Below are 19,954 nucleotides of genomic sequence, written 5' to 3'. Positions count from 1 at the left end.
AGTTGGGCCCGGCGCCGCGCTGTGCGCGGCGCAACAGAAAGACCCTGCTGAGATGCCCTTGAGGGGCAGCTGTGCCCCACAAGGGCCATGGCCAGTTTCTTACCCACAGGATCCGCCTCAAGGGTAAACCCTGCTGCGCAGGGCCGCGCGGCGGCCCTTGACCCGGAGCCTGTGGGGGCTGTGGGGGGAAGGTTAATGTGTGGTGGGGCGGGGCATTTCGGGGCGAGATTGACCTGCCGCGCCAAAATTGGCCTTTTCTGGCGTATTGCGCATTTGGCGCAGCTCCCGTGCGGAGGTGCCATGGGCCACGCGAAAGGCGCGGGCAAAGCTGGAGGGCGAGGTAAAGCCGGTGGCCAGCGCCACCTCCATCAGCGACAGATCGGTGTCGCTGACCAGGCGGCGGGCCTCGGCCAGGCGCAGATGCAGGTAGTGGTCCTGCGGCGTGGTGCCCAGACGCAGGCGGAACTGCTGTTGCAGGCTGCGCGGGCTGGTGCCCAGACGTTCGGCAATTGTGGTCAGGGTCAGGGGCTCGTCCAGGGCGGCCTCCATCAGGGCATTTGCCTTGGCTGTCAGGGCGTTGTGCTTGTGCCCGCCAAGACGGCTTTGCGGCCGGGAGGGGACTGCGGGGCCATCATAGAGGAACAGGCCGGCCACGCGGGCGGCAAAGCCAGCGCCATGACGGCAACTGATGATATGCAACATCATTTCAATTGCCGGGGTGGCGCCACCGGATGTCAGGCGCTCGTCCGAGACGGTGAAACGATCATTGCGGCAGTCCACCTCGGGGAAGCGGGTGGCAAAATTCTCCAGATCCTCCCAGTGGGTGGTGGCGGGATGCCCCTGCAGCAGGCCTGCCTCGGCCATCAGCCAGGGACCGCCGTCAATGCCGGCAATGGTGGTGCCCTTGGCCGCAATGCGGCGCAGGCCGGCGAGCAGGCTGGGGGTGGCTTGCCGGGCCAGTTGGAAGCCGGCCACGACAATCAACAGCTCGCAGTCTTCCAGCCGGGCCAGCGGAAAGCCGGGCACATGCAGGCCACTGGTCAGCATTGGCTGTTCCTCTGTGGCGCTGACATAGTCCCAGTCAAAGACGCAGCGCCCGGCCAGCCGGTTGGCGGCGCGCATCGGATCAACGGCGGCCGCAAAAGAGAGCGTGTTGCATTCATCAAGCACCAGCACCGCTGTTTTCAGCGGGCGATGTTCGGGTTGCAGGATGTTTTTTGCGGATTTCATCAACTTCGATTCGCTTAATGTGAACTGTCTGCGCAAAGGCTGAGGCACAGTAGGCTTCGAAGCAAATAGGAATCTGGGGAAGAGCCTGGGGATAACTCTAGGCACAACCCTGTACATTGCGGGGAAAACCAAAATGCCTCTGAATATGAACAAAAACGTCTTTATCACCTGCGCCGTGACCGGCTCTGGCAGCAGCCAGGATCGCAGCCCTCATGTGCCGCGTTCGCCTGCGCAAATCGCCGACAGCGCCATTGCCGCGGCCAAGGCCGGCGCGGCTGTGGTGCATTGCCATGTGCGCGATCCCGAGACCGGGGTGCCCTCGCGCGATCTGGGGCTCTACCGCGAAGTCACCGACCGCATTCGTGACAGCGACACCGATGTGGTGTTGAACCTGACCGCTGGCATGGGCGGTGATATGGTCTTTGGTGATGTTGAAAACCCGCTGCCGGTCAATGCGGCTGGCACCGACATGATTGGCGCCACCGCCCGGATGGCGCATATCGCTGACTGTCTGCCCGAGATCTGCACCCTGGACTGCGGCACCATGAACTTTGCCGAGGCGGATTACGTGATGACCAACACCCCGGGCATGCTGCGGGCCATGGGGCAGATGATGGCGGATCTGGGTGTAAAGCCCGAGATCGAAGCCTTTGACACCGGCCATCTGTGGTTTGCCAAAGAGCTGGAGAAAGAAGGCATCCTGCAAAGCCCCGCGCTGGTGCAGCTCTGCATGGGGGTGCCATGGGGCGCGCCCAATGATCTGAACACATTCATGGCCATGGTCAACAATATACCAGAGAGCTGGAACTGGTCGGCGTTTTCCCTGGGGCGGGATCAGATGGCCTATGTGGCAGCGGCGATCCTGGCGGGCGGCAATGTGCGGGTTGGGTTGGAAGACAACCTCTGGCTCGACAAGGGCGTGCTGGCCGAGAACTACCAGCTGGTAGAGCGCGCAGGCAGCATCATTGAAAACATGGGCGGCAAGCTGATGGGACCGGCAGAGGTGCGCGAGCAACTGGGGCTGGTGAAGCGGGCACCTAAAGGCTGAATTGACAAAGGCAGCAAAGGGAATAGCGTCTCAACATTGTTTCAAAAAAAGGAACTTTTGATGCGCTATTTTATTTCCGGAGCGATGCTTTTTTCTTGGCGGCATGCCAATCCGCGCACGAACGGGGGCCTCGAACCAAAGAAGAGCGGGCAATGGCCAAAGAGTGCACAGCCAAGGGTGGAGAGTTTGCACGGACAGGCATCTATGCGCAGAAAACGTTTTGCCAGATGCCAAAGCGAGCGGCTGTTGATGCCGGGCAAATGTGTACGGATGGCAGCCAGTGTGAAGCGGGATCTTGCTTGGCCGAGACCGGTACCTGTGCGCCCGTTGTAAATGCCTGGATTTGTGAGCCGGTGCTTGAAAAGGGTGAGCGGCTAGTAGTTTTGTGCCCTGACTAGAGGGTTAGATGACGCTTGAGGCGTTAAATAGGAAAATCAAATGACCAAAATAGCAGCAATCATCGGTGGTGGTGTAATTGGCGGCGGCTGGGCCGCGCGGTTCTTGCTCAATGGCTGGGATGTGCGGGTCTTTGACCCGGACCCCGAGGCCGAGCGCAAGATTGGCGAAGTGCTGGACAATGCGCGCCGCTCCTTGCCGGGGCTGGGCAATGTGACCCTGCCAGCTGAAGGCGGCCTCAGCTTTCATGCGACTCTGGCCGAAGCGGTGTCTGGCGCGGATTGGATCCAGGAAAGCGTACCAGAGCGGCTGGATCTGAAGCAGAAGGTCTATGCAGAGCTGGAAAAGCACTGCGACGCGGATGCGGTGATCGGCTCCTCCACCTCGGGGTTCAAACCCTCCGAGCTGCAAAAGGGGCGTGGCAATGGTGGCCAGATCGTGGTGGCGCATCCCTTTAACCCGGTCTACCTGCTGCCGCTGGCCGAAGTGGTCACCACTACTGCCAATTCGCAGCTGGTGATCGCGCGGGCCAAGGAGGTCATCTCCTCCATTGGGATGTACCCGCTGCATCTGAAGAAAGAGATCGACGCCCATGTGGCGGATCGTTTCCTCGAGGCGGTCTGGCGCGAGGCACTGTGGCTGGTCAAGGACGGCATCGCCACCACCGAGGAGATCGACAACGCCATCCGCTATGGCTTTGGCATCCGCTGGGCACAGATGGGGCTGTTTGACACCTACCGGGTTGCCGGTGGCGAAGCTGGCATGAAGCATTTCATGGCGCAGTTTGGCCCCTGCCTGACCTCCCCCTGGACCAAACTGATGGATGTGCCAGAGTTCACCGATGAGCTGGTGGATCTGATCGCAGGCCAGTCGGACGCGCAGTCGGGCCACATGTCGATCCGCGAGATGGAGCGCATTCGCGATGACAACCTGGTGGGCATGATGCGCGCACTTGGGGCCAATGACTGGGGCACGGGGGCGCTGCAAAACGCCCACGACAAGAGCCTGGAAGGTGAAGCCGGGCTGGTCAATTCCATTGATGACATTGCTGATCTCAGCCAGCCGGTGCTGACCCAAAGCCGCGTGGTGCCGCTGGATTGGACGGATTATAACGGCCATATGACCGAGAGCCGCTATCTGGATGCCTTTGCGCAGTCTACCGACCGGCTGATGGCAATCATTGGCTGCGATGCCGAATATATCGCCAAGGGTGGCAGCTATTTCACCGCCGAAACCCATATCCGCCACATCGATGAGGTGCATGCGGGCCATTCGATTGAGATTAAAACCCGGGTGATCATGGGCGCGGGCAAGAAGATGCATCTCTGGCACGAAATGTATGAAGGCGACCGGCTGCTGGCCACTGGCGAGCATATGTTGCTGCATGTGGATCTGAAAACCCGTCGCTCGGCACCGCCTGCGGCCCATATCGAGGCCAATCTGGTGAAGCTGGCGGCGGCGCATGCGGCGCTTGCAGCGCCCGAAGGGCTGGGCCGCGCCATCGGGGCGCCTCGGTGAGTGTCGGGTCACGCCGGGTTCTGATCACCGGTGGCGGATCCGGCATCGGCCGTGCCATGGCAGAAGGCTTTGCCGCAGTGGGGTTTGAGGTCTGGATCACGGACCTTAATCCCGACACGGTGGCCAACCTGCCTGCGGGGTGGCGCGGCAGTGTCACTAATGCGGCAGATGAAGCCTCGGTGCAGGCGCTGTTTGCCGAGATTGCCGCGGTCTGGGGTGGCCTGGATGTGCTCTGCGCCAATGCCGGCATTGCCGGGCCAACGGCCCTGGTCGAAGAGGTTGCATTGGCGGATTGGCGCGCCTGTGTCAGCGTCAATCTGGAGGGCGCCTTTCTGGCGGCCAAATACGCCACCCCGATGATGAAGGCGGCCAGGTCAGGGTCGATCATTGTGACCTCTTCAACCGCCGGGCAGTATGGCTATCCAAACCGGGCCCCCTATGCGGCAGCCAAGTGGGCCATGATCGGGCTGACCAAAACCCTGGCGATGGAACTGGGACCCTTTGGCATCCGCGCCAATGTGATCTGTCCCGGCGCTGTCGAAGGCCCGCGCATGGAGGGGGTTCTGGACCGCGAAGCCGCCGCCAAGGGTATGACCCGCGATCAGGTCTATGATGGCTATGCGTCGGGGACTTCGATGCGGAGTTTTGTCGCGGCGACGGATATTGCCAATATGGCGGTTTTCCTGGGCTCGGATGCGGCGCGGCTGGTCTCGGGTCAGGTGATTGCCGTGGATGGTCATACGGAAAACCCGGATCCCAAAGTGTAAGCGGAGTGTTTTTCTGCTCAGGCTCAAACCGTTGCCACGGCTTGAGCCTGAGCGGCGCGCTGGCGCGCGCCTGACGCCGGAAACTGGCCCACTGCAGAAGGCAAAGCGCGCGGGGCGCCGCAAGGGGTTCAGCCGCTGATTGCCGCCCGCAGGGCGCGCATGCGACCAGAGACCTGCCGCGCGGTAATATCGGCTTCGCGGATCAGCTGATCAAAATGGCCGGTAAAGGCCTCGATCCTGTCGCGGTCGCGAAAGGCGATATAGTGGCTGCCGCCGTAGAGCACGCAGAGCAGGGGGCCAAAGAGGGTCAGCGGCGAGGAAAACAACCGTTTGGCATCAAACAGGTAAATCCGCAGCCGCGGGTAAAGCTGGGTGGTGAGGCGTTCGAACTGGTCCAGCTGTTCCAGCCGGATCTGTAGCGGCAACCCGGCATAATAGCCGGTGGCATGGGCAAAGCTCTCAAGCTCGTAGATTGGCATGGCGATCTCGTAATCGGACTGCGACTGACGCATCCAGGACAGGCGGTCCTCGGAGGCGCCAATGGCCTGATCCGCGGTACGCCCCAGATGTGGCGCATATTCCCACTCCAACAGCGCCCGGGTCTTGAGCATATCGGGCAGCGCCGCAGGCACATGGCGGATTTTGTAGCCGGCCGCCTCGCGGTGCCAGTCAAAGATCCGCTGATCCACCAGCGCCCGGGGGGCCTCGCTTAATGACAGGCTGGCGGCCATCAGCTCTGCCGCACTTTCGGGCCGATCCGAGAGCGACAACAGCCAGTCCGCAGAGACGCCGAGCACAGAGGCGCAGGCGCCGACAACATGGGCATTGGGCAGGCGCGCGCCCTCATCATTCAGTAGCTGCGATATGGTGGAGCGATCAACGCCGGTGCCCCGCGCCAGGGCGCTTTGGCTCAGCCCGCTTTCACTGAGGGCGCGAATGAGACGGCTGCGGAACTGTTCGGCGCGGAGGCGTTTGTCAATTTTTTGCGGCATGTCGTTACAAATATCAGCAATGCTGAGAAAAGTTAACCATATTCAGAATTATACACAGAGCTTTATCGTCCTACTAGTTGTCCAACGGCATCAGTAGGAGCAACAGCCAGATGGAAACAGGCAAGCGATCCCTTGTGAAGGCTTTGGTCTGGAACGCAATTGGTCTGGCCTCCATGGCACTGGTTGGATTTCTGGCGACGGGCTCTGCCAGCCTGGGCGGTACCATGGCGTTGATCAATACCGCGCTGGGGTTTGGCTGCTATGTGATCTACGAGCGGGTTTGGACCCGGATCAACTGGGGACGTCACAGCGAGGTCGAGGATCACAGCGGCGGTGGGGGGGCGATCAGAGGCCAAGTTGGTGGCCAGGTCGCAGCTCAGGTCGCAGCTCAGGCCCATGTCTGATCCGCAACAAGATATCGACTGCCATATGGCAATGCCGCGCGGTGTCGAGTGGGGCACTCTGGGGTTGGTCCTGGCCTGTTATGCTCTCTGGCTTTTGGTATTGATCCTGCTGCCAGAGCTGAGCCTCGGCCTGACGGTGCTCTGCCTTGGTGGATTGGCGGCGCTGCATTCGTCACTCACTCACGAAGCGTTGCATGGGCATCCCTTTCGCAATCGTCTGCTGAACGAGGCGCTACTGTTTTTGCCGCTGACCCTGTTCATACCCTATGGCAGGTTTCGCGATACCCATCTGGCGCATCACCGCGATGAGCGGCTGACAGATCCCTATGACGACCCCGAAAGCAATTTTCAGGATCCCGAAATCTGGGCGCAGATGCCTGGCTGGCGGCGGGGAGTACTGCGGATCAACAATACCCTGTTGGGCCGGGTGCTGCTGGGGCCGCTTTTGGGGCAGATCAGTTTTATGGCAGGAGACTGGCGGCTGGCGCGGGCAGGTGACCGGGCCGTGATGCGGGATTGGCTGCTGCATGGGCTGGGCCTGGCGCTGGTGGTCTGGATCACCCTGAAAACGCCAACACCCATTTGGGCGCTCTGTCTTGGGGCCTATATCGGGCTGGCGCTGGTGAAGATCCGCACCTTTCTGGAGCACCGCGCCCATGCGGATTGCCACAGCCGCACCGTGGTGATCGAGGATCGCGGGCCGCTGGCCTGGCTGTTTCTGAACAACAATCTGCACGTGGTGCATCACCTGCATCCGGGCGTTCCCTGGCATGCGCTGCCACGGCTGTATCGCAAGAACCGAGATAGGTATCTGCAGTCTAACCAGGGCTATCACTACCGCAGCTATGGCGAAGTTTTTGCCCGTTACCTGCTGCGCAGCAAAGACCCGGTGCCACATCCGCTCTGGTCTTCCAAGGACTAGCTCTGCATAAGGGCAGTCATGTTGACTTGGATTCCCGTCACGATTGCCGCCGCCACCTTTCAGACCTTCCGCTTTATGCTGCAGAAGGTGCTGAGTTCGGTCACCCTGTCCCCCGGGGGCGCCACCTTTGCCCGCTTTGCCTATTCCGCCCCCTTTATCCTGAGCGGTCTGGCGATCTACCTCTATGCCAGTGGCCAGAGCCTGCCGCATCTGAGTGGGCAATTCTGGCTCTATGCTCTGATCGGCAGCATATCGCAGATTGTGGCGACGATCTGCGTGGTCGCCCTGTTCAAGCAGCGCAACTTTGCCGTTGGCATTACCTTTAAAAAGACCGAAGTGATTCAGACCGCAATTGTCGGACTGGCCGTTCTGGGCGATGCGATCAGCGCCTGGGGCTGGGTTGCGATCCTGCTGGGGCTGAGCGCGGTTCTGGTGCTGTCCAAACCCCCCGAGGCCACCGGTGCCTGGTGGCGGCATCTCACCAACACAGCCTCAAGACTGGGGCTTGGGGCCGGGGTGCTTTTTGCCTTTTCAGCCGTCAGCTATCGTGGGGCCTCGTTGCAACTGGGGGATCTGGCGCCGGTGTTCCGGGCTGCGGTGACGCTGGCTTCGGTGGTCAGCTTGCAGACCTTGCTGATGGTCATCTGGCTGGTCTGGCGCGAAAAAGGCGAGATCACCCGCGTTTGGCAGGCGCGGCGGGTGGCGATCTGGGTTGGATTGACCAGCCTGGGCGGCTCGTTCTGCTGGTTCTGGGCCTTCACCTTGCAGAATGCCGCCTATGTCAAAGCACTGGGACAGGTGGAGCTGCTCTTGTCCATCCTGGCCTCGCTGTTGTTTTTCAAAGAAAAGATCAGCCGCCGCGAAGTGGTTGGCATGACCCTGCTGGTGCTGTCTATTCTGGCGTTGGGCCTGGCGCTGCAATAGTCCACAAAGTCACCGATCCGGGCGGACCCTGGGCCCTGTCTCGGCGGCTCTGCCTCAGCCCTCGCTGGGCATCGGCTGCCCCTTGAGGCGCAGAAACAGGCTCTCTTCGTCATTGTTGCAGAAATAGGGCACGCTGGTTGGCGGGGTGCGATCCTTCAGACGACCGGTGACTTCGGCCAGAACCACCTCGGTGATAAAGGGCAAATCAAAGCTGCGCACCTCGCTCAATGGGATCCATTGCAGATGCGACAGCTCATCCGAAGCGCGGGAAAAATCATCCAGATCGCCGGTGATTTCATCGGCATCAATCAGGAAGAACCGCGCATCAAAGCGCCGGGGACGACCGGGAGGCGTCAGGGCGCGAAAGACGAACTGCAGGGCGCGGGCGGAGGGCAGATGTCCGGTGGCAGCAAAATCCTGCCAATCGTCGGCAATCTCGTCCGGCCAGTCGCCGGGATGTCCCAGGATCAACCCGGTTTCTTCCCAAAGCTCACGAATGGCAGCAATGGCCAGCGTGTGATCCAGCCCGTCGCTGGCCTGTTCCGCCAGACGGATACGGCAGACCTCGGGCAGGGGCTGGGCCAGGGGCACGGTGGCATCAGCCAGATCAACCGCACCGCCGGGAAAGACAAATTTGTTGGGCATAAAGGCCGCTTTGGCGCCGCGCTGTCCCATCAGAACCTTTGGGTTCTCGCTCATCCGGTCCCGCAGGGCAATGATTGTTGCCGCATTGCGGATTGCGCTGCGGTCCTCGGATGTCACGCCCTGAATTGCTGTATCGCTCATTGACCGGCCTCTCCCGTGTATTGTTTTTGGGGAATGTCAGCTTTTTGTATCAAAGCCATACATCCGGCGCGCCCATTGATAGGCCACCACAACCCCTTTTAGTCTTGGCAAAAGATAGAGAGAAGAGACAATGCAGCCAATCGAGAAAACAGAAAACGTTACGAGAGGTTCCGGTCGCCAGGTGAAATAGACCACATGCAGGAGCGGGGCCATGATGTGGCCAACCAGCAGGATCGTCAGATAGGCAGGCCCATCATCAGCCCGCGCCTGGGTGAAATCGAGATCACATTCCGAGCAGGTGTCGTTGAGTTTAAGATAGGAGTGCAGCACCGCGCCCTTGCCGCAACAGGGGCATTTGCGCCGCCAGCCCTTGGCGACAGCAGGCCAGGTGGGGCGCTCTGCGCGGGTCTCGGTCGCGTGCGCGCCTGAGAATACATCGGGGCTGGTGGCCGGAGACTCGGTCATTGGAAATCCTATGGTTTTGCGGTAATGATCTTCTCTCTATGGCGTAAAGAAAAGCCAAAGGGAAACTCTGCGGCCCGATGCCGCAACCTGTGGGTGGCAATTTTTTGCGACAGGGTGCGACGGAAACGCTGCATCGCTGCGTTTAGTCTGTGTATCCGGCAGCAAAGAGCTGCTTTAGGAACGCATAGGAGAGCAGAAATGACACAGACCAAAATCCTCGCCGTGATCCTTGCAACCGCCGGCGCATTGGCGGCAACCACAGCCATGGCCAAGCCGGGCTGCGGCGACATGGGGCCGAAGATGCAGTTTGAAGAGCTTGATGCCGATGGCAATGGTGAAATCACCAAGGCCGAGATGCAGGCCCACAAAGCCACCCGGTTCAGCGCCTCTGACAGCAATGGAGATGGCAAACTCTCGCCTGAAGAGCTGCTCGCCAAGGCGCAGGAACGCGCCGCCAAACGGGTTGAGCGCATGATCAACCACCTTGATAGTGATGGGGACGGCATGCTGAGCCAGGACGAAATGGCCAATCGCGGCGGCCGCCATGGTGATATGTTCAAACGCGCTGACAGCGATGGCAATGGCACGATCTCCAAGGAAGAGTTCGAGCAGGCCAGACAGCATCGTGGGGGCAAACATCATGGTGGCCCAGACGGTGAATGTGACCGTGGCGGCAAAATGGAGCAGAACTGATTAAACGACCGCGTTGCACTTTGACCCGATATTGCCAGTGCAGTCCCTCGTGCAGGGGCTGCCACTGCGGGATGTCGGCTCGGTGACGGGGGCCTCGGCAAAAATAACCGCTGCCAAACTGGCAAACAGGCCTGCGGGTGGACTGGCGGATAGAGCGCCGGAAAGACTGCCGGAAAGACTGGCGGACAGGTCTAGGGACCGACCAGCAGAAACCCCCGCCGGAGCCCCCCCCACCGGAGCCGTTGGCGCGGTGGCAAGCGACGATGCGCTGCTGGTGCTCTACGCCAATGGCGATCCCACAGCCGCTGCCGAACTGATGCAGCGCCTGGCGCCGCGCGCCATGGGGGTTGCCCTGCGGGTGATCGGCAGCAGAGCCGAGGCCGAAGATGTCACCCAGGAGGCAATGATGCGCCTGTGGCGCATGGCGCCGGACTGGCAGCCAGGGCAGGCACAGGTCTCTACCTGGCTGTACCGGGTGGTGATGAACCTCTGTATTGATCTGAAACGGCGCAAACAGGGCCGCGATGTCGATCTGGATGCCATTGCGGACCCACTGGATCCGGGGCTCTCTGCGGCAGATCAGATGCAGGACCTGGCCCGGCAGGATGCTTTGCAACAGGCCCTGATGCAGTTGCCAGAGCGACAGCGCCAGGCCGTGGTCTTGCGTCACTTGGAAGAACTGACCAACCCGGAGATTTCCGGGATCATGGAAATTAGCGTCGAGGCCGTCGAAAGCCTGACGGCGCGCGGCAAACGGGCGCTGGCCAAATGTCTGGCCAGCCGTCGAGAGGAACTGGGGTACAGCGATGACTGACACAGACAAGTCTTTGAGCGACATGGTCCATCTGGAGGATCTTTTTGCCGCTGCCCGCAGTGAACCTGCCCAGCTGCCACAGGCCTTGCAAGCCGCGATGCTGGCCGATGCGCAACAGGTGCAGCAGGACAGGGCCAAAGCCATGGTGCCGGGAGGTTCCAAAATGGGGCTTCATCCGCAGAAACTGCCCGCGCGGCTCTGGCAACAATTCACTTCCGCCGTTGGTGGCTGGCCTGCCCTGGGGGGGTTGGCTGTGGCCAGTCTTTGCGGGCTTTGGATTGGCCTGGCTCCGCCATCTTTCCTCCCCGACCCGGTTGCGAGCTTTGCCTCATATTCCAGCGGATCGCAGCTGGTCTCTGACCTTGACTATGACGTGAGCTTTTTGATGAGCGATGAGGTGTTCGAATGAACAATGACCAAAACACACCCCGGCGGAGCAGCATGCGCCCCTGGCTAAAGGTCGTCTTGGCCCTGTCGCTGGCTCTGAACCTTGCGGTGATCGGCATCGCTGCAGGGGCCGCCTGGCGGTACAACGGCAGAGAGGATCATCACAGGGGGAGACCACCGATGCTGAGCCGGTTCATCTTTAAGGATATGGGCCGCCAGGAGCTCCGCCGTCTGGTCAAGGATCACGCCGGTGAAACCGGAGGCCTGCACAGCCGTCGCCACGATGAGATGGAGCAGATGATTGCACTGATGCGAGCGGAGGAGCTGGATACTGCGGCTGTCCGCGCCATTGTCGAGGCCCATCTTGTCGAAACCAACAGCTTTATGCGGGGGGTCGCAGAGGCCTGGGAACAGCGTCTGGCAGGGCTGCCCCTGAAAGACCGGCGCGGGCTGGCGGACCGGATGCAACACCAATTGGATCATCAGTCCCGACATCCCAAAGACCCCGGTCGCGATCGCTAAACCGGCAAGGCCTGGATGGCCCTGTGCAACACAAAAACAAAAGGCGTTACGGTTTGTAGCGCCTTTTGTTTTCAGGTGGTCTTTCTTTTGGGGGCAGGACCCTAGGCCGCAACGGTTGAGTTTTTGCCCAGCGTTACCTGATTGCGTCCGGCATTTTTGGCATCATACAGCGCCTGATCCGCCAGCGAGATCAGCTCGGTTACATTCCCCGCACCCCTGTCCTGGCCGCGTTTGTCACCGGCATCAGCCCAGTCGTTCAGGTCTTCTTTGCGGGTCAGATCGCGGCCAACTACGGCGCCGATGCTGATGGTCACCTGGATTGGCTCGGGGATGCCAGGCACATGAAAGGGCGTGCTGTTGATGGCGTTGCACAGCTCGACAGCCGCCATGCCCGCGCTGATTTCATCGGCTCCGGGCAGCACGATCATGAATTCTTCGCCGCCCACCCGCGCCACCAGATCGACGGGCCGCATCTGCGCTTGCAGCCGCCGGGCGGCCTCGATCAGCACCGCATCGCCTGCGGGATGGCCATATTGATCGTTGATCTGCTTAAAGTGATCCAGATCAGCCAGCATCAGGGCAAAGCAGTCGTTGCTTTCGGCGGCGCGTTTGGCGGTACGATCCAAAAAGGGCTTGGCGTAGCGACGATTGAAAAGCCCGGTCATCGGATCCTCTACCGCCGCGCGCAGCCCGTTGCGGACGCTGTCGCGCAGCCGGTCATTGCGGGATTTGTACTGGAGTTGCGTGGTCAGGCGCAGGGCCAGTTCATCGACGTCAAACCCAGACTGCAACACATCATGGGCACCCCGATCCAGCGCCTCGGCGGCGATCATTGGATCCGCTGGGTTTGGCACCGCGATCACCACCGACTGCCGAGTGGCAGCACGGGCGCGCAGATCCGCCAAAAGCCGCAGGCCAGGGCCGGCGGTCATATCGTTCAGCTCGATGACAAACACATCGGCCACCGGCGCGCTCATCATCAGTTTGATGTCATCCAGATCATGGCAGCGCAGCTCGTAGGGGACATGATCGCCCAGCCGTTTGGCCCAGGCCTGCGCGGTCTGGGTATCCTGCGCAATCAGGGCAACGCTGGCGCGGTTGCAGTCCGCGTGACCGGCACGGTCGGAAAGCGGCAGCACAAACCCATGCGAGGCGTCCCGCTGCATATGCAATTCTTCGTTGGCGCTGCGGGCGCGCAGCAGGCTGCGGATGCGGGCCTGCAGGATGACATCATCCACGGGCTGCGGCAGCACATCATCAATCCCGGCAGAAAGCGCATGCAGGCGGCGTTCCGGTGCATTGGACTGGGAGATGGCGATCACCGGAATTTCGGCGAGCATCTCATCCTGGCGCAGGGCGTTCTTAACATCCGCGGCAGTGCCATCAGGCAGGCTCATGGCGGTAAGTACCAGATCAGGGCGGCAGTAGCGTGCAGCCTCCAGAACATCGGCGACACAATCGGCCTGTTCCACGCCATAACATGCACCCGACAGCTGAACCTTCAGCATAATGCGGTTGGTCGAAATACCATCTATGACTAGGATCGTTCCTTGCACGTGGGTCGCCTTTCGAACCTTTTGCTCGTTACACTGGAAGTTTCCGTCAGACTGGTTAATAAACTGTTTCGGGTTTTTACTAATTTGTCCGCAACGTGTCAGGAATGGGGTCGTCATGCAGATTTCCGCCGATCAAGCTGAGGTGATCGCGCTTAAGGCGCTAGCCTGGTTGATGACAAATGATGAGTTGTTACCGGTGTTTATGGGCGCCACTGGCGCAGCCGAGGCGGATCTGCGGGAAAATGCCGCCGATCCTGCGTTTTTGGGCTCGCTGCTCGATTTCTTAACGATGGACGATGCCTGGGTGGTTGAATTCTGTGACCAGGCAGGAATCGCCTATGAGATGCCGATGTTGGCGCGGATGGCGCTTCCGGGTGGTGCGCAGATGCATTGGACCTAGGGTTTCAGCTGCCAGCAGAAAGCACTTGCACCACCGCTTTTTGCCGATACGGTTCGCGCCAGATGACCCTGATGAATAGGCGCAAGGAAAACCCATGCCGGTAGATGCTTTTCTCTTCGACAAGGACGGAACCCTGTTTGATTTCTCCGCCACCTGGAACGCCTGGGCGGCGGATATGCTGGCGCAGCTGAGCCAGGGAGATCCGGCGCGGGCAACCGCCATGGCCGAAGTAATCAGTTTTGATCAAGAGCAGCAGGCCTTTCGGGCTGACAGCATGGTCATTGCCGGCACCAATGGCGAGGTGGCCGCTGTCCTGGCGCCTTTTGTTCCGCAGATGGAAGAGGCCGAGCTGGAGCGTTTCCTGGCCCAAAGCGCAGCAACCGCCGCGCTAAGTGAGGCGGTGCCGCTGGCGGCCTTTCTGGATGGGCTGCTGGCCCGTGGCAAGGTGCTGGGGGTGATGACCAATGATGCAGAGATTTCTGCCATCAGCCAGCTCGAACGCTCGGGTGTGTTGGATCGTTTTGCCTTTGTGGCCGGCTTTGACAGTGGGCATGGCGCCAAGCCGGATGCGGATCCTCTGCTGGCCTTTTGTGCGGCGACTGGCATTGCACCGGAACAGACGGCTATGGTGGGCGACAGCCTGCATGATCTCATCGCCGGCCAGGCCGCCGGCATGACCCGGATCGGCGTGCTGACCGGCATGGCAGAACATGACGATCTGGCCCCTCATGCGGATGTGGTGCTGCCGCATATCGGGCATATCCCCGAGTGGCTGGATCGCTGACGCCGCGCCGCAGACCTTTTGTTATCTCAGTTTTTGAACCTTATCGGCGGGCTCTGCCAGGCCCCGCCGCTTTTGCATTGGGCAAATCTGTGTAGAACTGGGCACATCTGTACAGAAAAGGCTGTTTCAGCCGGATTGAGGTGAAAAAACGACACGAGATGTCGTGAACTGGCAGCCGTCATCCGTTTTGATTGGGCCTGCTGAGACTCTGCCGGGCGCCCCCGGCGGCGCGCGGGGCTCAGCCAGCGCGTTCGCTCAGAACCACCAAGGAGAGGCTCATGGCACGGGATAACGGCAGACGAGGGGGGGGACGCGCCGGCGCTGCCGCGCGGCGCGGCACAGCAGCGTTGCAACAGATGCCCTGGCACATTCCGCAAAACATTGACCGCCCCATCGCGCCTTTGACCGAAGAGGGCATTGCTGCAATCCACGATGGTGCCATGCGGATCCTGGAAGAGATCGGCATTGTCTTTCTCAATCCTGAGGCGCTGGAGATCCTGAAACAGGCCGGATGCCGGGTTGAGGGGGATCTGGTACGGATGGACCGGGACTTTGTCATGGAGATGGTGGGGAAGGCGCCAAGCCAGTTCACCATCACACCACGCAACCCGGAGCGGACCATCCCGATTGGCGGCACCAACCTGCTTTTTGGCAATGTGTCTTCGCCGCCCAACTACTGGGATATGGATCTGGGGAAAAAGGTGGCTGGCAACCGCGCGCAATGCCGCAATCTGCTCAAGCTGACGCAGTATTTCAACTGCATCCATTTTGCCGGTGGCTACCCGGTGGAACCGGTGGATATCCATGCCTCGGTGCGCCATCTGGATGTGCTCTATGACAAGCTGACGCTGACCGACAAGGCGATGCATGCCTATTCGCTGGGCAAAGAGCGGGTCGAAGATGTGATGGAAATGGTGCGCATCGCCGGGGGGCTCACGGATGAAGAGTTCGAAGCCACGCCGCGGATGTACACCAACATCAACTCCACCTCGCCGCTGAAACACGACTATCCGATGATTGACGGCTGCCTGCGGCTGGTGCGCCGGGGGCAGGCGGTGGTGGTGACGCCCTTTACCCTGGCGGGGGCGATGGCGCCGGTCACCATGGCGGGCGCTGTGGCGCAAAGCCTGGCCGAGGCGCTCTGTGCCATTGCGCTGTTTCAATATGTCCGCCCTGGCACCCCCTGTGCCATTGGCACCTTTACCTCAAATGTGGATATGAAGTCCGGCGCCCCGGCCTTTGGCACCCCCGAATACATGCGCGCGACGCAGATGACGGGGCAGATGGCCCGCCACTATGGCCTGCCGATGCGCTCCTCTGGGGTTTGTGCTGCCAATGTGCCCGACGGGCAGGCCATGTGGGAGACTTCAAATTCGCTCTGGGCGGCGGTGCAGTCGGGGACCAATATGGTTTACCACGCAGCAGGTTGGCTGGAAGGCGGGCTGATCGCCAGCCCGGAAAAATTCATTATGGATTGTGAAGTTCTGCAGCAAATTCAACGCTACATGCAGCCAGAAATCTGCGCTACCGGACCGGAGGAGATTGCCTTTGACGCGGTGCGCGAGGTTGGAAACGAGGGGCATTTCTTTGGTATCCAACACACGCAGGATCGCTACGCCACCGCCTTTTACCAACCCTTCCTGAGCGATTGGCGCAATTACGAAGCCTGGGAGGCCGCCGGAGCCGTCTGGACCCCGCAGCGGGCCAACCAGATCTACAAGGAGATTCTGCAGGAGTTCACCCCGCCGCCGATGGACGACGCCCTGCATGACGAGTTGAAGGATTTTGTTGCCCGCCGAAAATCAGAAGGCGGGGCGCCAACCGACTTCTAGATGATCCCGGAATTGGCCCAGGGAATTTGACAGCAGTTCTGTGGCCAAGGCTCTGGGCCGGGCCTTTGGCTGTTGCAAGGGGCCTCGGACCTCTGGAGCAAAACCAAATGGCTTGCCGTTCTACGGATTTCAGGCGGTGCTTTTGGCATGGTTTCCTGTCGCCTTGGATGAAACTGCGAATGCTGTCAGGGTTTTCATATTTTGGCAACAAAATCAGTTTGTTATCATGCTCACCAAATGGACGCCGTTGAGGGGATCCTACGGAAAGCCTGTGTTCAGAGAGTTTTCTTGCCACAAATGAAGTGCATGTTTGTGGTTTTTCTTTCCCGTTTCAGTGAAAAAAGGCTATGCCGCCCCTGCAATCCGCGCCCAGCGACTCGGGAGAGAGCGGGTACAAAGCGCTTGGCAACTGTCTGCGGTTTTTGCGCTGCCCTATGTTTGAGGCGTGGCCGGAAAATGTTAGTTATGAGAAGTTAAAGCGTAGGGTGCTCCAGATCAGGGCCAGCATTGAAAGTCTGTCAAACTTTAATTGTTCGGCGTATCTTAATGATCCGGAGCCCAATATGGGTAAAGTGTAACAAGGGGCCAATTTATGCATGGTCTGATCAACAGAGCGATTCAGGCATTCGTCGTTAGTACCTACGGGGAGGAACGGTGGAGCGATATTATGGATACTGCGGATCTTGGCTTTGCTCAGTTCGAGGCCATGTTGTTCTATACTGATGAGCAGTCCAACAAGATGCTCTCTGCTATGGAAAAATCGCTGGAACGCCCGCTGCCAGAAATACTTGAGGACACGGGCACGTTCCTGGTGTCCAATCCGCAGGTTGAAGCCCTGCGTCGCCTGCTGAGGTTTGGCGGCGTCAACTATGTGGAATTCCTGCATTCGCTGGATGATCTGCCAGACCGCGCCCGCTTGGCGGTGGCCGATCTGCATCTGCCTGCCATTGAGCTGGTTGAGAACTCACCGGGCCAGTTTGATCTGGTATGCCAACCCGGCCTGCCTGGGTTTGCCTATGTCCTGATGGGCGTTCTGCGCGCTATGGCGGATGACTATGGCGATCTGGTCATTCTTGATCATCGCGGTACACAAGGCGGTGCAGAGGTGATCTCGATTACGCTTGTTGAAACGGATTTCGCCGAAGGACGTACTTTTGACTTGGGAGCCCACGCCCTATGATGACTGCGGATGAGCTGACCGGTATCATTGACCAAATCTGTCCGATGTACCTTGTCGTAGACGCCGCCGGGCGCATTCGCTTTGCGGGTCCGACGCTGAAAAAACTTCGTCCTGACATGGGCTGGAAGGGAAAGAAGTTCTTTGACGTTTTTGATCTGTTGCGCCCCCGCTGGGTCAATTCCATGGATGACCTGCTCAAAACCGCAGGCTCCAAATTGCACATGCAGTTTCGCGAGTCACCACAAACCAGCCTAAAAGGCGTCTTGGCACCGCTGCCAGGTGGCAAAGGTGCCCTGATCAACCTGTCGTTTGGTATCTCGGTGCTTGAGGCCGTGCGCGATTATGATCTGACCAGCGCGGATTTCTCGCCTACGGATCTGACAATCGAGATGCTGTATCTGGTTGAGGCAAAATCGGCCGCCATGGAGGCTTCGCGACAGCTGAATTTGCGCCTGCAAGGGGCCAAGATTGCCGCCGAAGAACAGGCCTTTACCGACACCCTGACCGGTCTCAAGAATCGTCGCGCCATGGATCACATCCTTAACCGCCTGATTGGCTCTGGCACCGATTTTGCGCTGATGCATGTGGACCTGGATTACTTCAAAGAGGTCAACGATACCCTCGGCCATGCCGCCGGGGATGCCGTTTTGCAAAGTGTTGCCCAGGTGATGGTTGATTGCACCCGCCACACCGATACCGTGGCCCGTGTTGGCGGCGATGAATTTGTGATCATTTTTGGCGGCGTGAATGAGCCAAAAATTCTTGAGGCCTTGTCAAAACGCCTGATCAGTCGTCTGGAAGAGCCTGTGCCCTACAGCGGCAGGCTGTGCAAGGTTTCGGCCAGTGCCGGCACCACTCTGTCGATCTGGAACGCAGCACCGGTTGAGGCTGCGGCCATGTTGCATCAGGCGGATCTGGCGCTTTACGCGGCAAAACGGGCGGGGCGCTCGCAGCATCTGTTTTTTGAACAGGGCATGCAAAAAGACGACCCGCAGGCCACTACGCAGGTCGGGGCCTAAAGCCCCCACCCCCTGAAGCCTCAATAACACTGAGGGCAGTATCTGGGGGGAACCGCCCTGAACCGCCCTGAACCGCCCCATTTTATCTGCCTCGGTTTGACCTGTGCAGCTCTAGCCAGTGCTCTGGACCGTGCTCTGGCCAGCAGGCTACCCTTGGTCACTCAGACACTCTGATCACTCAAACGGCAGGGGTCGAATGGTGACTTTGCGCGGCGCTTGATCCAGCATGACACTCAAATCTGTTGCGCCCTCATCAATCTCTGATGCAATCATTCCCACCCCGATATTCCCCACAAACCGAGGTGAATAGACCGCCTCGCTGAGCAGCCCCACAATTTGGCCGTCAGATGTCTGAACTGGCAAGGAATGTTGGAAACTTTCGATGGCTGCCCCGGCGATCACATACCCGACGCGGCGGCGCTTGATGCCCTCTGCCTTGATCTTTTGCAACGCGGCCTTGCCGACAAAATCATCCGGGCGATCCAGATCCACCAGCTTGCCCAGCGATATTTCAAAGGGGTTGCAAGGGTTTGTCTGAATGCGCCCATCGGCACCATAGGATACCAACCCGCTTTCGATACGTTCCAGATCATTGGGGGCGCCGGGGCGGATACCATAGGCCGCGCCGGCTGCTTTTACGATGGCCCACAATTCCGAGCCGCGGCTGCCGTCTTGCAGGTATAGTTCAAACCCACCCTGTTTTGACCAGCCAGAGCGGGACAGGATCAGCGGAATACCCTGTAGATCGGTCTGTTTGAAGCCAAAGTATTTGAGCCCTTTGACCCAATCGCCAAACAGCTCAGCCACCAGCGTCTCAGCCTTGGGGCCCTGGATCGCAAGCGGAGAGACATCCGGTTCATGAACCCTGACATCCAGCCCGCGTTCGGCGGCAATGGCGCTGGCCCAGAGCCCAATATCGCTGTCAGCGATGGACAGCCAATAGCGGTTTTCCTCGAGCATCAAAAGCACCGGATCATTGATCAAAGTCCCCGCGTGATCGCAGATCGGCACATAGCGTCCCTGACCGATCCTGGTTTTGCTCATATTGCGGGTGGTCAGATATTGGATCAGCGCGCGCGCATCGGGGCCAGAAATTTCCACCTGCCGCTGCGCGGCGACATCCCAAATCGCAACCCCCGTCATCAGGCTATCATATTCTGCCTGGGGATCTCCAAAATGGGCTGGGATAAGCATGTGATTATAGACAGAAAAGCTGGCCACCCCAGCTGCAATGGTTGCGTCAAAATACACGGATTTACGTGTATTCGGGCCGATGCCGATCTGCTGTGTCATGGGGTCTCCTGTTGCGCTAACT

At 59.9% G+C, this 19,954-nt stretch carries 21 protein-coding genes; 15 read left to right on the top strand and 6 right to left on the bottom strand.

The features are described 5' to 3' along the window. Positions 1–192 precede the first annotated feature (192 nt). On the bottom strand, positions 193–1,230 hold the full coding sequence (locus ARCT_RS0100980) for a GlxA family transcriptional regulator (RefSeq protein ID WP_027238432.1): 1,038 nt from the start codon (positions 1,228–1,230) through the stop codon (positions 193–195). A gap of 133 nt (positions 1,231–1,363) precedes the next feature. Between ARCT_RS0100980 and ARCT_RS0100975 the strand changes: the two genes are divergently transcribed. From ARCT_RS0100975 to ARCT_RS0100965, 3 genes are all read left to right on the top strand, one after another. Next, positions 1,364–2,278, top strand: coding sequence for a BKACE family enzyme (locus ARCT_RS0100975; RefSeq protein WP_027238431.1), 915 nt, complete (start codon positions 1,364–1,366; stop codon positions 2,276–2,278). A gap of 438 nt (positions 2,279–2,716) precedes the next feature. After that, positions 2,717–4,192, top strand: coding sequence for a carnitine 3-dehydrogenase (locus tag ARCT_RS0100970; protein ID WP_027238430.1), 1,476 nt, complete (start codon positions 2,717–2,719; stop codon positions 4,190–4,192). A gap of 56 nt (positions 4,193–4,248) precedes the next feature. Then, positions 4,249–4,959: an SDR family oxidoreductase gene (locus ARCT_RS0100965; RefSeq protein WP_240476186.1), complete on the top strand. Its 711-nt coding sequence runs from the start codon at positions 4,249–4,251 to the stop codon at positions 4,957–4,959. A gap of 128 nt (positions 4,960–5,087) precedes the next feature. Here ARCT_RS0100965 and ARCT_RS0100960 read toward each other — a convergent pair whose 3' ends face one another. Beyond that, positions 5,088–5,951 (bottom strand): helix-turn-helix domain-containing protein, encoded by an 864-nt coding sequence (locus ARCT_RS0100960; protein WP_027238428.1) that lies wholly within the window; start codon positions 5,949–5,951, stop codon positions 5,088–5,090. A 110-nt stretch (positions 5,952–6,061) separates the two neighbouring features. On the opposite strand from ARCT_RS0100960, the gene ARCT_RS0100955 reads away from it, so the two are divergent. The 3 genes from ARCT_RS0100955 to ARCT_RS0100945 are packed head-to-tail and all read left to right on the top strand — an operon-like array spanning position 6,062 to position 8,201. After that, positions 6,062–6,355: a DUF2061 domain-containing protein gene (locus ARCT_RS0100955; protein ID WP_027238427.1), complete on the top strand. Its 294-nt coding sequence runs from the start codon at positions 6,062–6,064 to the stop codon at positions 6,353–6,355. Then, entirely contained in the window at positions 6,348–7,277 is a 930-nt protein-coding gene (locus tag ARCT_RS0100950; protein ID WP_027238426.1) for a fatty acid desaturase, read from the top strand. The genes ARCT_RS0100955 and ARCT_RS0100950 overlap by 8 nt, the downstream gene beginning before the upstream one ends. A gap of 18 nt (positions 7,278–7,295) precedes the next feature. After that, the gene (locus ARCT_RS0100945; protein WP_027238425.1) at positions 7,296–8,201 is read left to right on the top strand and encodes a DMT family transporter; all 906 of its coding nucleotides are present in this window, start codon (positions 7,296–7,298) and stop codon (positions 8,199–8,201) included. Between the two features lie 54 nt (positions 8,202–8,255). Here ARCT_RS0100945 and ARCT_RS0100940 read toward each other — a convergent pair whose 3' ends face one another. Together ARCT_RS0100940 and ARCT_RS0100935 are read right to left on the bottom strand one after the other, a co-directional pair. Further along, positions 8,256–8,987: an NUDIX hydrolase gene (locus tag ARCT_RS0100940; RefSeq protein WP_027238424.1), complete on the bottom strand. Its 732-nt coding sequence runs from the start codon at positions 8,985–8,987 to the stop codon at positions 8,256–8,258. A 36-nt stretch (positions 8,988–9,023) separates the two neighbouring features. Continuing rightward, entirely contained in the window at positions 9,024–9,452 is a 429-nt protein-coding gene (locus ARCT_RS0100935; RefSeq protein ID WP_027238423.1) for a DUF983 domain-containing protein, read from the bottom strand. A 198-nt stretch (positions 9,453–9,650) separates the two neighbouring features. Here ARCT_RS0100935 and ARCT_RS0100930 point away from each other — a divergent pair, with 198 nt between their 5' ends. The 4 genes from ARCT_RS0100930 (at position 9,651) to ARCT_RS25070 (ending at position 11,868) form a co-directional block, all read left to right on the top strand. Then, entirely contained in the window at positions 9,651–10,145 is a 495-nt protein-coding gene (locus ARCT_RS0100930) for an EF-hand domain-containing protein (protein WP_027238422.1), read from the top strand. 250 nt (positions 10,146–10,395) lie between these two features. Beyond that, positions 10,396–10,959 (top strand): RNA polymerase sigma factor, encoded by a 564-nt coding sequence (locus ARCT_RS0100925; RefSeq protein ID WP_027238421.1) that lies wholly within the window; start codon positions 10,396–10,398, stop codon positions 10,957–10,959. Then, positions 10,952–11,368, top strand: a complete 417-nt coding sequence (locus ARCT_RS0100920) for a hypothetical protein (RefSeq protein WP_027238420.1) — start codon at positions 10,952–10,954, stop codon at positions 11,366–11,368. Before ARCT_RS0100925 ends, ARCT_RS0100920 begins: the two co-directional genes overlap by 8 nt. Positions 11,369–11,400: 32 nt before the next feature. Further along, positions 11,401–11,868, top strand: a complete 468-nt coding sequence (locus ARCT_RS25070; protein ID WP_161631276.1) for a periplasmic heavy metal sensor — start codon at positions 11,401–11,403, stop codon at positions 11,866–11,868. A gap of 101 nt (positions 11,869–11,969) precedes the next feature. Here ARCT_RS25070 and ARCT_RS0100910 read toward each other — a convergent pair whose 3' ends face one another. Next, the gene (locus ARCT_RS0100910; protein WP_027238419.1) at positions 11,970–13,424 is read right to left on the bottom strand and encodes a diguanylate cyclase; all 1,455 of its coding nucleotides are present in this window, start codon (positions 13,422–13,424) and stop codon (positions 11,970–11,972) included. A 115-nt stretch (positions 13,425–13,539) separates the two neighbouring features. On the opposite strand from ARCT_RS0100910, the gene ARCT_RS0100905 reads away from it, so the two are divergent. From ARCT_RS0100905 to ARCT_RS0100885, 5 genes are all read left to right on the top strand, one after another. Beyond that, positions 13,540–13,824, top strand: a complete 285-nt coding sequence (locus tag ARCT_RS0100905; RefSeq protein WP_027238418.1) for a DUF3572 domain-containing protein — start codon at positions 13,540–13,542, stop codon at positions 13,822–13,824. A gap of 94 nt (positions 13,825–13,918) precedes the next feature. Then, positions 13,919–14,608, top strand: coding sequence for an HAD family hydrolase (locus ARCT_RS0100900; protein WP_027238417.1), 690 nt, complete (start codon positions 13,919–13,921; stop codon positions 14,606–14,608). 278 nt (positions 14,609–14,886) lie between these two features. Further along, a complete protein-coding gene (locus tag ARCT_RS0100895; protein WP_027238416.1) occupies positions 14,887–16,440 on the top strand; it encodes a trimethylamine methyltransferase family protein in 1,554 nt (517 codons plus the stop codon). Between the two features lie 592 nt (positions 16,441–17,032). After that, the gene (locus ARCT_RS0100890) at positions 17,033–17,620 is read left to right on the top strand and encodes a heme NO-binding domain-containing protein (RefSeq protein ID WP_027238415.1); all 588 of its coding nucleotides are present in this window, start codon (positions 17,033–17,035) and stop codon (positions 17,618–17,620) included. Continuing rightward, the gene (locus ARCT_RS0100885) at positions 17,617–18,639 is read left to right on the top strand and encodes a GGDEF domain-containing protein (protein ID WP_027238414.1); all 1,023 of its coding nucleotides are present in this window, start codon (positions 17,617–17,619) and stop codon (positions 18,637–18,639) included. The genes ARCT_RS0100890 and ARCT_RS0100885 overlap by 4 nt, the downstream gene beginning before the upstream one ends. 174 nt (positions 18,640–18,813) lie before the next feature. Here ARCT_RS0100885 and ARCT_RS0100880 read toward each other — a convergent pair whose 3' ends face one another. Then, entirely contained in the window at positions 18,814–19,932 is a 1,119-nt protein-coding gene (locus ARCT_RS0100880) for a glycine cleavage T C-terminal barrel domain-containing protein (RefSeq protein ID WP_027238413.1), read from the bottom strand. Positions 19,933–19,954 lie beyond the last annotated feature (22 nt).

Source organism: Pseudophaeobacter arcticus DSM 23566 (assembly GCF_000473205.1).
Taxonomy (GTDB): Bacteria; Pseudomonadota; Alphaproteobacteria; order Rhodobacterales; family Rhodobacteraceae; genus Pseudophaeobacter; species Pseudophaeobacter arcticus.
The sequence above is the reverse complement of the archived record's forward strand: the minus strand, read 5'-3'. Positions and strand labels throughout refer to the sequence as shown.

Coding starts and splice junctions, on each gene's coding strand:
- ARCT_RS0100980 (WP_027238432.1), bottom strand. CDS start 1,230: ATGAAATCCGCAAAAAACATCCTGCAACCCGAACATCGCCCGCTGAAA.
- ARCT_RS0100975 (WP_027238431.1), top strand. CDS start 1,364: ATGCCTCTGAATATGAACAAAAACGTCTTTATCACCTGCGCCGTGACC.
- ARCT_RS0100970 (WP_027238430.1), top strand. CDS start 2,717: ATGACCAAAATAGCAGCAATCATCGGTGGTGGTGTAATTGGCGGCGGC.
- ARCT_RS0100965 (WP_240476186.1), top strand. CDS start 4,249: ATGGCAGAAGGCTTTGCCGCAGTGGGGTTTGAGGTCTGGATCACGGAC.
- ARCT_RS0100960 (WP_027238428.1), bottom strand. CDS start 5,951: ATGCCGCAAAAAATTGACAAACGCCTCCGCGCCGAACAGTTCCGCAGC.
- ARCT_RS0100955 (WP_027238427.1), top strand. CDS start 6,062: ATGGAAACAGGCAAGCGATCCCTTGTGAAGGCTTTGGTCTGGAACGCA.
- ARCT_RS0100950 (WP_027238426.1), top strand. CDS start 6,348: ATGTCTGATCCGCAACAAGATATCGACTGCCATATGGCAATGCCGCGC.
- ARCT_RS0100945 (WP_027238425.1), top strand. CDS start 7,296: ATGTTGACTTGGATTCCCGTCACGATTGCCGCCGCCACCTTTCAGACC.
- ARCT_RS0100940 (WP_027238424.1), bottom strand. CDS start 8,987: ATGAGCGATACAGCAATTCAGGGCGTGACATCCGAGGACCGCAGCGCA.
- ARCT_RS0100935 (WP_027238423.1), bottom strand. CDS start 9,452: ATGACCGAGTCTCCGGCCACCAGCCCCGATGTATTCTCAGGCGCGCAC.
- ARCT_RS0100930 (WP_027238422.1), top strand. CDS start 9,651: ATGACACAGACCAAAATCCTCGCCGTGATCCTTGCAACCGCCGGCGCA.
- ARCT_RS0100920 (WP_027238420.1), top strand. CDS start 10,952: ATGACTGACACAGACAAGTCTTTGAGCGACATGGTCCATCTGGAGGAT.
- ARCT_RS25070 (WP_161631276.1), top strand. CDS start 11,401: ATGCGCCCCTGGCTAAAGGTCGTCTTGGCCCTGTCGCTGGCTCTGAAC.
- ARCT_RS0100905 (WP_027238418.1), top strand. CDS start 13,540: ATGCAGATTTCCGCCGATCAAGCTGAGGTGATCGCGCTTAAGGCGCTA.
- ARCT_RS0100900 (WP_027238417.1), top strand. CDS start 13,919: ATGCCGGTAGATGCTTTTCTCTTCGACAAGGACGGAACCCTGTTTGAT.
- ARCT_RS0100895 (WP_027238416.1), top strand. CDS start 14,887: ATGGCACGGGATAACGGCAGACGAGGGGGGGGACGCGCCGGCGCTGCC.
- ARCT_RS0100890 (WP_027238415.1), top strand. CDS start 17,033: ATGCATGGTCTGATCAACAGAGCGATTCAGGCATTCGTCGTTAGTACC.
- ARCT_RS0100885 (WP_027238414.1), top strand. CDS start 17,617: ATGATGACTGCGGATGAGCTGACCGGTATCATTGACCAAATCTGTCCG.
- ARCT_RS0100880 (WP_027238413.1), bottom strand. CDS start 19,932: ATGACACAGCAGATCGGCATCGGCCCGAATACACGTAAATCCGTGTAT.